General features: G+C 67.3%; 10 protein-coding genes. 4 read left to right on the top strand and 6 right to left on the bottom strand.

What is annotated here, in order from left to right; genetic code table 11:
• On the bottom strand, nucleotides 1-474 hold the full coding sequence (locus tag GXK59_RS02775) for an FAS1-like dehydratase domain-containing protein (protein WP_160664214.1): 474 nt from the start codon (nucleotides 472-474) through the stop codon (nucleotides 1-3).
• 139 nt (nucleotides 475-613) lie between these two features.
• Between GXK59_RS02775 and GXK59_RS02770 the strand changes: the two genes are divergently transcribed.
• The gene (locus tag GXK59_RS02770; protein WP_160664211.1) at nucleotides 614-991 is read left to right on the top strand and encodes an ArsR/SmtB family transcription factor; all 378 of its coding nucleotides are present in this window, start codon (nucleotides 614-616) and stop codon (nucleotides 989-991) included.
• The gene (locus GXK59_RS02765; RefSeq protein ID WP_160664209.1) at nucleotides 988-2,649 is read left to right on the top strand and encodes a SulP family inorganic anion transporter; all 1,662 of its coding nucleotides are present in this window, start codon (nucleotides 988-990) and stop codon (nucleotides 2,647-2,649) included. The genes GXK59_RS02770 and GXK59_RS02765 overlap by 4 nt, the downstream gene beginning before the upstream one ends.
• On the opposite strand, the gene GXK59_RS02760 is transcribed toward GXK59_RS02765, so the two are convergent.
• The 5 genes from GXK59_RS02760 to GXK59_RS02740 all read right to left on the bottom strand — a co-directional run bounded on the left by GXK59_RS02760 (nucleotide 2,639) and on the right by GXK59_RS02740 (nucleotide 7,601).
• Nucleotides 2,639-2,863, bottom strand: a complete 225-nt coding sequence (locus GXK59_RS02760; protein ID WP_160664207.1) for a DUF3188 domain-containing protein — start codon at nucleotides 2,861-2,863, stop codon at nucleotides 2,639-2,641. The genes GXK59_RS02765 and GXK59_RS02760 overlap by 11 nt on opposite strands.
• 128 nt (nucleotides 2,864-2,991) lie before the next feature.
• Nucleotides 2,992-3,948 (bottom strand): DUF2797 domain-containing protein, encoded by a 957-nt coding sequence (locus GXK59_RS02755; protein WP_160664205.1) that lies wholly within the window; start codon nucleotides 3,946-3,948, stop codon nucleotides 2,992-2,994.
• 24 nt (nucleotides 3,949-3,972) lie between these two features.
• The gene (locus GXK59_RS02750; RefSeq protein ID WP_160664203.1) at nucleotides 3,973-4,836 is read right to left on the bottom strand and encodes an HpcH/HpaI aldolase/citrate lyase family protein; all 864 of its coding nucleotides are present in this window, start codon (nucleotides 4,834-4,836) and stop codon (nucleotides 3,973-3,975) included.
• A gap of 81 nt (nucleotides 4,837-4,917) precedes the next feature.
• Complete coding sequence (locus GXK59_RS02745) at nucleotides 4,918-5,898, bottom strand: aldo/keto reductase (RefSeq protein WP_272927701.1); 981 nt, start codon at nucleotides 5,896-5,898, stop codon at nucleotides 4,918-4,920.
• Complete coding sequence (locus GXK59_RS02740) at nucleotides 5,895-7,601, bottom strand: glycoside hydrolase family 13 protein (RefSeq protein ID WP_160664201.1); 1,707 nt, start codon at nucleotides 7,599-7,601, stop codon at nucleotides 5,895-5,897. Before GXK59_RS02740 ends, GXK59_RS02745 begins: the two co-directional genes overlap by 4 nt.
• Before the next feature lie 107 nt (nucleotides 7,602-7,708).
• Between GXK59_RS02740 and GXK59_RS02735 the strand changes: the two genes are divergently transcribed.
• Together GXK59_RS02735 and GXK59_RS02730 are read left to right on the top strand one after the other, a co-directional pair.
• Entirely contained in the window at nucleotides 7,709-8,887 is a 1,179-nt protein-coding gene (locus GXK59_RS02735) for an ROK family protein (RefSeq protein ID WP_160664199.1), read from the top strand.
• 623 nt (nucleotides 8,888-9,510) lie between these two features.
• Nucleotides 9,511-12,183: a M43 family zinc metalloprotease gene (locus GXK59_RS02730; protein WP_237393961.1), complete on the top strand. Its 2,673-nt coding sequence runs from the start codon at nucleotides 9,511-9,513 to the stop codon at nucleotides 12,181-12,183.
• Nucleotides 12,184-12,296 lie beyond the last annotated feature (113 nt).

Here is a 12,296-nt window from a genome sequence, read left to right as displayed (position 1 = left end):
CTACTGTCCCTCTCCGCGGACCAGGATGGATGAGGTGGCGGTGGCGACGGCCTCGCGTGCTGCGTCAGCGGCAGTTCCGGCGGCCACAGCGAAGATTTCCGAGCGGGTGGTGATCATGGCTCCGCCGCCCATGGCACGGACGCCGTCGACGTGGAGTTCGGCAACCAGCCGGTCCCCGGCGATGATGGGCCGGTGGTGGATGAACCGCTGGTCCGCGTGGACCACGCGGGAGAAGTCGATGCCGGAGTCCGGGTCCTCGATCAGCTGGGCGTCGGCCCTTTGCGCCACGATGATGGCGAAGGTCGGGGGCGCCACGAGGTCGCTGTGGCCCAGGGCTTTGGCCGCATCCACATCGAAGTGGGCGGGATGGGTGGCTTTGACCGCGCGGGCGAACTCGCGAATTTTCTCGCGGCCCACGTCGTACACCTCTTTGGCAGGGTAGCTGCGCCCCTGCAGATCCGGATTGATAGTCATGGGTTCCAGCCTAGCGCCAGGCCGCCGACCGCCCGCGCCGATGACATGGGGTTAAACGGGATGCGGTATGATGAAAACATCATCTCATCAATTCACGGCCGGTCTTCGGATTCGCGGGGGCCAGGAAGCACAGGCAGCGATGATTTCGGCAGCACAAACCCCCTTGTACGAGATCAAAGCGAACCTGTTCAAGGCCCTCGCCCACCCGGCGCGGATCCGCGTGCTCGAACTGCTGTCCGCCGCCCCGGATAACGCCGCGCCCGTGAGCTACCTGCTGGCCGAGACGGGCCTCGAAGCGTCCCACCTGTCCCAGCACCTCGCCACGCTGCGTCGGCACGGGGTGGTGACGTCGACCCGCGCCGCCAACACCGTGACCTACCGGCTGGCCCATCCGAAAATCGCCGAGTTGCTGTCCATCGCCCGGACCTTCCTCCTCGACAGCCTGGCCGATTCCAACGACCAGCTCAGACTCGCGCAGGAACTGCCCAATGAACACCTCAAGGATTCCGTTTCATGAGCGCGGCCCTGGCGCATCTCAGCCGGTTCCTGCCGTCCCGGCGTGACTATGACGGGCTGCGCTCGTCCTGGAAAACAGATCTGCTGGCAGGCATCACCGTGGGGATCGTGGCCCTGCCGCTGGCGCTGGCCTTCGGAGTGAGTTCCGGCGTCGGCGCCGAAGCCGGACTCATCACCGCCGTCGTGGCCGGCCTCGTCGCCGCGGTGATGGGCGGCTCGCACGTCCAGGTCTCCGGCCCGACCGGCGCCATGGTCGTTGTGTTGGCACCGGTCGTCGCGGCCCACGGCGTTGGCAGCATCGCCCTGGTGTCGCTGATGGCGGGACTGCTGGTGATCATCCTGGGCATCAGCGGGCTGGGCCGGGCCGTGGCCTTCATCCCGTGGCCGGTGGTGGAGGGCTTCACCCTCGGAATCGCCGCGATCATCTTCCTCCAGCAGGTCCCGATGGCCACCGGCACCGAGGGGATACCGGGCCACAATACCCTGCTGGCCGCCTTCGAGAGCGCGTCACAGGCCACCGCGCCCGCCGTTTTTCAGACGCTGGGCGTCGTGGCGGGCGTGGCCGCCGTGATGCTCCTGCTCCCGAAGCTGAACAAGGCCCTGCCGGCGAGCCTGATCGCGGTCCTGCTGGCCACCGTGGCCGCCGAGCTGCTCCAGCTCGAGATTCCCCGGATCGGCGAGCTGCCGCATTCCCTGTCAGCACCGTCGCTGCCGTCCCTTGATCCGGCGACACTGGGCGGTCTGCTGATGCCGGCGGTCTCCATCGCGATGCTCGCCGCCATCGAATCCCTGCTCTCTGCACGGGTGGCCGCCGGCATGGTGGGCCCTGACGGGAGGCCCTCCGGGGCCTACAGCCCGGACCGGGAGCTGATGGGGCAGGGACTCGCTTCCGTCGCGGCGGGATTCTTCGGCGGCATGCCGGCCACCGGCGCCATCGCCCGGACCGCGGTCAACGTCCGCTCCGGCGCCAAAACCCGGCTCTCCGCGATTGTGCACGCGCTGGTGCTGCTGGCCATCATCTACCTGGCGGCCGGGCTGGTCGGGAAGATTCCGCTCGCGGTCCTGGCCGGGATCCTGATGGTCACGGCAACCCGCATGGTGTCCAGGCACACGGTCGGCGCCATCATGCGCTCCACCCGCGCCGACGCCTTCGTGTTCATCCTGACGGCACTCATCACCGTGGCCTTCGACCTGATTGTGGCCATCGAGATCGGGCTTGTCGCCGCGGCCCTCTTTACGTTGCGCAAGTTCGCCTCGCTCAGCGGGGTGAAGCGCGAGGAGGTTCCGGGACCGCACCAGGCAGGGGACGAGCACATCGCGATCTTCAGGCTGGACGGGGCCATGTTCTTCGGCGCCGCGGAACGCGTCCTGCAGGAAATCAGCCAGGTCAAGGACATCCAGGTGGCCATCATCCGGCTGTCCCAGGTGCGGATGCTCGACGCCACCGGGGCCCATACGCTGGTGGAGGTCATTTCGGCGCTGGAGCTGCGCGGCGTGACGGTCCTGCTGAAGGGTGTCCAGCCGCAGCACCTTGAGCTCGTGACCAACGTCGGAGTGATCCGCTCGCTGCGGCACCACAAACACCTGTTCACCTCGCTGCCCGAGGCCGTGGCTCACGCCCGCAGCCACGTGCTCCGGAATGCCGCTGCTAACGCTTGAGGTTTTTTCGGATCGTCTGGCCGCGGACCACGATGCCCGCGATGTGCAGGATCAGGCCGAGCCCGATCACGGCGAGGGAGGCCACGGCGAGGTCCTGGTTGCCGGAGGAGTTCCCCACGACGTTCAGGGTGATGCCGACGGCGAGCAGCCCCATCGCGCTGAAAACCAGCACCTTGTAGGTGGTTGACGCGGAGTCCCAGAATTCTTTCAGCACCGTGCCAGTCTACTGGGGACCGCCGGCACCGCCGTGAGCCGCAAAATGCCTGGCGACACACAAAATGCCCGGCGACGCGGGAATACAGGCGCGTCCGGTATTTCGCGCCTCGCGGGGCAGGCTCCGCGTCAGAACAGCGGCTCCTGGACTGCCGGAACGTCGCTTCCGTGGCCGCCGAGTTCGATGGTCCGCGCCTTCAGCCGGCCAAGGTTGACGACGAATTCAAGGTCGGCGCCGTCCAGCCTGGCCAGCGCAACGCTGCCGCTCAGCGAGTCGATCCGGAACCCGTGGGCACCCGTGCTGAGCTCATGCGGGTAGGCGTGCCGGACGGCCTGCCCGCAGACCGCATCCGACAGTCCCGGCCGCAGCCACCGCTCGTCCACGACCTCGAAGCCCCCGCCCCCGGCACCGGCACCGGCGAGCAGCCTGCGGACGACCCCTGCCAGCCCGAAGTTCAGGGCATCCAGTTCGACGGCGGGCGCCGGCCCGGTCAGGGCTGCGGCCTTGGCAGCCGAGCGGATCTGCTGCGGGACACCGGCGTCGCGGGTCACCAGGTCCTCGAGGTTCCGGACCACCCGGCCGTCGTCAGCGCGCGCGACGTACCGGGCGACGACGGCGCCCTGCTCCGCGAGCCGCTTCCATTTGCGCAGGTTCGCTGCCGTGCCCACCTTGCTGGCGCCGCTGGCGAAGGTGGCGATGTAGAGCCAGTGCGGCTGCATCAGGTAGGCCCGCAGCCCGGGCGGCACATGTCCGCCGCGGTGGAAATCGTGGATGAGGCGCGAATCGTCCACGACGAAGCAGCGCTCACACTGGCTGCCCTTCACGGCCTGCGCCCGGTCCGGGCAAAGGACGTGATCCCGGTCAGCTGGCCCGTGGACCTTGTGGTGCCCGAGACAGGATTTTCCCCCGGCGGCGAGCCGGAAGCCGAGGCGGGTGCCGGCGTCGAGCGCCAGATCGGTGAAGCCGCCGCCCGGGTCCTGCAGGCGCATGACCGGGCTGCCGCCGTCGGGTATGCCGGCGTCCCCCGGTACGGCCGGTGAGGCATCCCAAAAGACCCCGTGGACCAGATAGCGGGTATCGGTCACGGGGTCTCCTTCAGTGGCGGGTGGCTACAGGGCCGGCTGCACCCCAAAGGCTACCGCGAGCTTCATGATCTTCTCGGCGCGGCCCAGGCGCGGCAGGTCCGAGCCGTCGCGGATGACGCGGCCGCTGGCCTCGAAGTCGGCCATGAAGTCAGTGGCCCAGGCGACGTCGGACGGTGTGGGGCTGATGACCTCGTTGATGACCGGGGTCTGGTCGATCGCGAGGCAGAGCTTGCCGGTCATGCCCATCATCACCGTGATGCCCGTCTGTTCGCGCAGGATCGGGTGGTTGGTGCCGACAGTAGGGCCGTCAATGGGGCCCGGCAGGTTGCCGACGCGGCTGGCCACAACCAGCTTGGCGCGCGGGTAGGCCATGGCCTCCGGGGTGGCTGCCATGCCGGTGTCGCGGCGGAAATCGCCCGACCCGAAGGCCAGCCGGAACGCACCCTGGGCCTTCGCGATGTTGTTGGCTTCCTCGATGCCGACGGCGGACTCGACCAGCGGGATGACCGGCGTCTTGCCATCCATCCGGTGGAAGCTTTCGGTGACCTGGTCCGCGGACTCGGTCTTGGCCAGCATCACCCCGAGCAGGCCCGGCGTGCCGCGGAGACCGGCGAGGTCGTCGGCCCAGAAGGGGCTCGTGGCGTCGTTGATCCGGACCCAGGCGCTGCCGCCGCCGGTCAGCCAGTCCACGACGTTTCCGCGGGCGGCATCCTTCTGTGAGGGGTCCACCGCGTCTTCGATGTCCAGGATGATCGCGTCCGCGCGGGAGGCGGCCGACTGGTCGAAGAGCTCGGTTTTCATAGCGTTGACCAGCAGCCAGGAGCGTGCGATTTCAGCTGGGATGTTGCGTTGAGGCCGGACGGTCCCGGCAGTGGTGGTGGAGGTCATGTCTCTACGCTATCCGTTCAGGGCTGTCCCCAGCCAAGTTATCCGGCCCTGGAGACCGACCAATACGACCAAAATCACAAGTTACGGGATGTTGCTGCCGCGCGCCGTCACCCAGAGCCGGTACCACTGCGCCCGGGTCAGGCCCGCGGCCACCGCGGCCACGTCCGCACAGGCACGGATGCGGTCCGGGTTGGCAGTGCCGATCACGGGGGCGATCCGGGCCGGGTGCCTCATCAGCCAGCCCAGCAGGATCGATTCCCCGGTGGTCTTTTTCTCCGCCGCCAGCTGCGCCACGAGCCCCGCGGTCGCCTCTTCCGCGGCCGACCGCGTTGCGGCGGGCGCCCCGGTGTAGAGGCCCCGCGCCAGGGAGCCGTAGGCCTGCAGGGTGATTCCGTGCCGGACGCAGTGCTCCACGGTGCCGTGCGGGAAGCTGTAGTCCGTTCCCTCGGCATGGTTGACCAGCACCGTGCTCTCCAGCCAGGCGCGTTTGAGCAGGCTCATCTCCAGCTGGTTGGCGACCACCGGGGTCTCGAGCCGGTCCTGCAGCACTTCGATCTGCGATCCGGACATGTTGGACACGCCCAACGCCCTGACCTTGCCCTCCGCCATGAGCTGCCCGACGGCGGAGGCCACCTCAGCAGGGTCCATCAGCGGATCGGGGCGGTGGAGCATCAGGACGTCCACATAGTCCGTGCGGAGCCGGGCCAGGCTTTCGTTGACTCTCGTCAGGATGCCGTCCCGGCTCAGGTCGTAGTGGGTCTCCAGGCCCTGTTCGTTGAGCCGGATGCCGCACTTGGTCTGCAGCCGGATCTTCTCCCGCAGCCCCGGCGTCTGTGCCAGCACCTCGCCGAACACCGCTTCGGACTTGCCGCCGCGGTAGATGTCGGCGTGGTCGAACAGCGTGATGCCAACCTCGAGGGCAGCCTCGACCGCGGCCGCCGCCTCGTCCACGTGGGCGGACAAGTGCGGCTCCGGGGACCAGGTGCCGCCCAGGCCCATGCAGCCGTAAATCAGTTCCTGGGCGGGCTGTTCGGCCGGCTCCCTTCCGGGCGTGGAGCTCACCGCAGCCAGACGGTGGTGCTGCCCGGCAGGAGGTTCCCGTCGAGCGGTCCGCTGCTGAGCAGTGCCGTTCCTTCGGGCAGCTCAACGGGTTCGTCACCGAAGTTCGTCAGGGTCTGCCAGCCGCCGGGGCGGCTGAAGTGCAGGACGCGGGCGTTGCCGGATTCCAGCCATTGCAGTTCTTCCGAGGTCTGCAGTTCGCGGCGCAGCTTCAAGGCCTGGCGGTAGAACTCGAGGGTGGAACCCTCCACGCCGTCCTCGGCTGCGACGGCATAGCGGCTGAACCACGCCGGCTGCGGCAGGTGCGCCCCGCCGTCGCCGAATCCAAAGGAGGTTCCTTCGGCGGCCCACGGCAGCGGCACGCGGCAGCCGTCCCGGCCGATCTCGACCCCCTTGTTGCGGAAGAAAGTGGGGTCCTGGCGCTCCGCGTCGGGGATGTCCGCGACCTCCTGCAGTCCAAGCTCCTCCCCTTGGTACAGGTATGCGGATCCCGGGAGCGCCAGCATCAGCTGGGTGGCGGCACGGGCGCGCCGCAGTCCGAGCTCGACGTCGAGCTCCTCGGCCGGGGCGCCGGCCAGCAGCCAGCCCTTGCCGTCCTGGCCCTTGGCGTGTCTGCCGCCGCCCTTGGGCAGGCCGTAGCGGGTGGCGTGGCGGACGACGTCGTGGTTGGAGAACACCCAGGTGGAGGAGGCGCCGGATTCGGTGGCTTCGGCGAGGTTGCGCGTGATGATTTCGTGGAATTCGCTGGCGTCGAAGTCGGCCTGGAGCAGGTCGAAGTTGAACGCCTGGCCCAGGCCCTGGGGGCTCGCGTAGCGGCCGCGGCGGCTGGCGTGCACCCAGGCTTCGGCGACGGCGGTGCGCGGCGGATTGTATTCGTTGAAGACTTCGCGCCACTCGACGTAGATCTCATGGACGTCGTCACGGTCCCAGAAAGGGTGCGAGCCGTCGTCGAAACCGTCGGTGCCGCTGTTGGCCTCGCTCAGCTCGACCTTGGACAGCAGCGGTTCGGTGAGGTCCTTGGTCAGGGCGTGCGCCACGTCGACGCGGAAGCCGTCGACGCCGCGGTCGGACCAGAAGCGCAGGGTCTTGAGGAAGTCGTCGCGGATTTCGCGGTTGGACCAGTTCAGGTCCGGCTGCTCCTTGGCGAAGATGTGCATGTACCACTGGCCGGGAGTGCCGTCGGGTTCGGTAATGCGCTCCCAGGCCGGGCCGCCGAAGACGGATTCCCAGTCCGACGGCGGGATCTCGCCGTTTTGTCCAAGCCCATCCCGGAAGATGTAGCGTTCCCGGGCGTCGGAGCCGCGGGGGGACGCGAGGGCTTCCCGGAACCAGGCGTGGCGGTTCGAGGAGTGGTTGGGGACGATATCGGCGATCAGCTTGATGCCGGCGGCGTGCAGGGCGGCGGACATCTCATCGAAGTCCTCCAGCGTGCCGAGCTTGGGATCGACGTCGCGGTAGTCGTCGACGTCGTAGCCGCCGTCGGCCAAGGCGGAGGGGTAGAACGGGGAGAGCCAGACGGCGTCGATCCCGAGGTCTTTCAGGTAGGGCACCTTGGCCGTGATGCCCTTGAGGTCGCCCAGGCCGTCACCGTTGGAGTCCGAGAAGCTGCGCGGGTAGATCTGGTACACGGACGCCTGCCGCCACCAGTTGGGGTCGGCAGCGAGATCGGAACCGGACAGGGTTGCCAGCGTGGCTGTGTTGGACAAGAGGTAATCCTTCGGGGCTCGGAACAGGCTTCTGATAATTTAGATACAAGCTAAATATATTGCCGGATCAATTATGGGTCCGGACTTACGGGGAGGTCAAGATTTTGATGCCGCAGGCAGCCGCCGCCACGCCCCAGCTGCTGCGCCGGGTGAACGCCCAGGCGGTGCTGTCTGCAATCCGGAACACGGAGGTGGCCACCGGGACCGAGCTCATGGCCCGGACCGGACTGACGCGGGCATCCGTTATCGCCGTCTGCGAGGACCTGATCCGGCGCGGCTGGATCCGGGAACTGGACGCCCGCGACGAGGAACAGCCCGGGAACCCCCGCAAAGGACGTCCCGCCCGGCGCTTCGAGCTCAACAGCGGGGCCGGGTTCGTGCTCGGCCTCGACATCGGCGCCGCCACCACCACCGCGGCCGTCGCCGACCTCCGCGGGATTGTCGTCGGACGCTCCAGCGGGAGCTTCCGGGCCGTCGACATCCCCGCGGAGGAGCGGATCGGCGTCGTCGACCGGGCCTGCCGGCAGGCGCTGGCGGACGCCGGGACCAGCCCGGACAAGGTCCTGGCCGTCGGCGCGGGCATCGCCGCGCCGGTGGACCGCGACGGCGAGGTGCTGGTGAGCCAGCATTTCTGGAGCCTGTTCGACGTCGGTCTCCGCTCGGCGCTGCAGGACCTGCACGGCTGGACCGTGCTGCTGGAGAACGACGCGAACCTGGCCGCCCTGGGCGAACGCTGGCGGGGTTCGGGCGCCGGCGTCGACGACCTCGTGGTGCTGCTGGCCGGCGAACGGCTGGGCGCCGGTGTGATGGAGTCCGGGCGGCTGCTGCACGGCCGCGGCGGCGCGGCCGGCGAAATGGGGTACCTGGACCTCGTGGAGGGTGTCGGCTCCAGCGATGGCATCGCCAGCCTGGCCCGGCAGTGGTCCGCGGCCGGCGGCGGTCCCGCCGCTGGCGGCGAGGCCAGCGCCCGGCGCGTCTTCGAGGATGCCGCCGCCGGGGATCCCGCAGCGCTGGCTATCCTGGACCGGATTTCGGAGCGGATGGCCCGGGTCATCGCCTCCTTGGCCAGCTTCATCAACCCGGAACAGGTGGTCATCGGCGGCGCTGTGGCTGAATCCGCGGGGGCCCTGCTGCCCCGGATCACCGCGCTGCTCCCCCGATTCACGGCCACTCCCCCGCTCGTGACGGTCTCGCCCCTGGGCGCCTCGATTGTCACAGTCGGTGCCGTCCGGCACGCGCTGGACTACGTCGAGGCCAATGCCCTGGAGCTTGAGCTGGGGCAGTAGGGACAGCGCACATTGGTGGGACGGGCTGACTTTGCTCAAGATTAGGCAACGATTCGCTACCTAAGACGAAAGTTTGTTGCAGGTTGCCGGTTCTGACGGCGCGCCATCCGTAGACTGACCTCACTTCCCGGTCTCCCGGCCGTCTCGCTGAGTGTTCAGTGGGGCGGCGGTCTCATGAAAGACACCACGTGAATTCAATACGGAAGACGACAGCGCTTCTGGCGGCGCTTGTCGTTACTCTTGCCTCGCTCACCGCTGTGCCTCTCTCGCCTGCCCTCGCCGAGCCGACGGCACCGACAGTTGCTTTGTCGGCGGCGCCCGCGCCGGCGCCCGCGCCAGCCTCGAGCCCTGCGCCGGCGGCGTCTCCATCCCCTGAGGTCACAGCAGCGCCACTCCCATCATCTTCGCCGACTGCAGCCACGGATTCCCTGGCAACGGTCGAGTCAGGGACTCTGGTATCTCCGGAGCCCCTCTTCACGGAAGTCATCGGTGGCAGCAATCCCGCAACCAGTGAGTCGCTCAATATCACTGCAACGCAGGAAAGAAAGGGCGCTGAATCGCCCCACACGACCACCGAGGCATACTCCCTTGCTCGGAGCGGTGACATCAAGGTCAAGCTGGTGATGGTCCAGCTGGCCGACCGGCAAGCGACCATCCCGGAAGCGGACGCCCGGGCGGCTATCACGACCAGCAGCAACTACTGGCAGGCCATGTCGAATGGCAGGCTGTCCATGAGCGTCGCCAGTGTCGAAAACAGGTCGAGCAAGGCAACCTCCACACAGAGTTATTCATCAATGATGAACACGATCGCGGCCGAAATCGGCTGGGTCCCCAGTTCTTACACGTCACTTGTGGTTTTCGTGTCGACTCCCACGTTGTCCGATGGGGCGTTCGGCGCGGGCTGGAGCTACAACGGAACCAGCGGACGTGTCCTCATGCCGCTCCCGGCAACACTGACCAAGAGCGTACTGACTCACGAATTCGGCCACGTCCTCGGTCTGATGCACGCCAACCGCCTCCGCTGTGCGGACGGAGCCGTGGACACTGCCAGCAACGCCGACGGATCGTTCGCCAACGGCACGTGCAGCATCGAGGAATACAAGGACAACCTTGACCTGATGGGCGTCTCTCAGACCAGCCAGCCGGTGGTCAGTTCCCCTATCTACGAATTTGGCGGATTCGGGGCCGGCACCGAAGTCAGGGACCTGGGGAAGGCGGTAGGGAGGAACTCCTACCAGTTGAAGGCCTGGGGAAGCGCGGACGACAACCGCGCGGTTAAGTTTTCCGATCCCGTTAGCGGCGAGGTGTATTATCTTGAGTTGCGGCTGCCTGTGGGCAATGATGCGGCGACGGCCCTTGGCGGCAACCGCGGAGTCAAAATAGTCCAATCATTCGGCGCAGGCTCCCTCGCCCTGCAGCCAAGTACCACGACGTTTAACGGCTATTACAGCTACAACCAAGCATGGCAAGCAGGCCAGACGTTCACCACCCATGCAGGCACGCGCGTATCCATCGACTGGGTTTCGGACTCGGCGGCAGGCGTCACGGTCAACGCGATTCCGGTTCCCACCGGCAACTTTGACAGCCTGGACATGGTCCTCGCGGACGGCAAGACCTCGCTGCGGGTGACAGGCTGGGCCGTCGACAGGGCCGAGCCCGCAAAGTCCACCGAGGCACACGTTTACATCACTTCCCCCAGCGGGGCTCGAGTAGGCTACGCGGTGCTCGCCGCGGGTGCCCGCCCGGACGTCCAATCGACGTACGGTCTGGGACAGAACCATGGATTCGACCAGACATTCGGGGTGAACGCACCGGGATCGTACGGTGTCTGTGTTTATGCCATCGGTATTTACGCCAGCCCACAAATCGGCTGCAAGGACATCGAGGTCCCGGGAGCACCGGCTCCGGTCGGTTTCCAGGACGGCGTCACTGTCAGCAAAACAGCAAACGGGGCTGCACTGACCGTGTCCGGCTGGACCGTGGACAAGGGAACGCCCTCCGCGTCCATCCCGGCCCACGTCTACGTGACCTACCCCGACGGCACAAACCTCGGCTACCCGTTCACCGCCGACAACCCGCGCCCCGACGTCAACCAGTACCTCGGCGTCACCGGCAACCACGGATTCACAGCCTCGCTTCCCATCACCAAGCCCGGCACTTACCGGATCTGCTCCTACGGGATCGCTGTCAGCCCCATGTCCTACGGCAACAGCCTGCTCGGATGCAAGGACATCGACGTCCCGGGAGCACCGGCTCCGGTCGGTTTCCAGGACGGCGTCAGTGTCAACAAGACCGCAAACGGGACCGAGCTGCGGGTGTCGGGCTGGACCGTGGACAAGGGAACGCCCTCCGCGTCCATCCCGGCCCACGTCTACGTGACGTACCCCGACGGCACAAACCTCGGCTACCCGTTCACCGCCGACAACCCGCGCCCCGACGTCAACCAGTACCTCGGCGTCACCGGCAACCACGGATTCACAGCCTCGCTTCCCATCACCAAGCCCGGCACTTACCGGATCTGCTCCTACGGTATCGCCGTCAGCCACATGTCCTACGGCAACAGCCTGCTGGGATGCACCACGAAGGAAGTCGTTGTAGCACCGGCTCCGGTCGGTTTCCAGGACGGCGTCAGTGTCAACAAGACCGCAAACGGGACCGAGCTGCGGGTGTCGGGCTGGACCGTGGACAAGGGAACGCCCTCCGCGTCCATCCCGGCCCACGTCTACGTGACCTACCCCGACGGCACAAACCTCGGCTACCCGTTCACCGCCGACAACCCGCGCCCCGACGTCAACCAGTACCTCGGCGTCACCGGCAACCACGGATTCACAGCCTCGCTTCCCATCACCAAGCCCGGCACTTACCGGATCTGCTCCTACGGGATCGCTGTCAGCCCCATGTCCTACGGCAACAGCCTGCTCGGATGCACCACGAAGGAAGTCGTTGTAGCACCGGCTCCGGTCGGCTTCCAGGACGGCGTCAGTGTCAACAAGACCGCAAACGGGACCGAGCTGCGGGTGTCCGGATGGACAGTGGACAAGGGAACACCCTCCGCTTCAATCCCCGCCCACATCTACGTGACGTACCCCGACGGCACCACCCTCGGCTACCCGTTCACCGCCGACAACCCGCGCCCCGACGTCAACCAGTACCTCGGCGTCACCGGCAACCACGGATTCACAGCCTCGCTTCCCATCACCAAGCCCGGCACTTACCGGATCTGCTCCTACGGGATCGCTGTCAGCCCCATGTCCTACGGCAACAGCCTGCTCGGATGCACCACGGCCGCCTATTGAACCTCGTTGTGCGCAGGGCCTCCCACGCAAACTGTTAACTCACAGTGAGCAGTATCCGGGTGCACGTCCGAAGCCTGCGTCAGGCACAGGCCGCCTGGGTTGCCCTGCTTCGG

This window comes from Pseudarthrobacter sp. ATCC 49987, assembly GCF_009928425.1.
Classification (GTDB): Bacteria; Actinomycetota; Actinomycetes; order Actinomycetales; family Micrococcaceae; genus Arthrobacter.
Note: the sequence above shows the minus strand (reverse complement) of the source record. Positions and strands in the feature narration are given on the sequence as shown.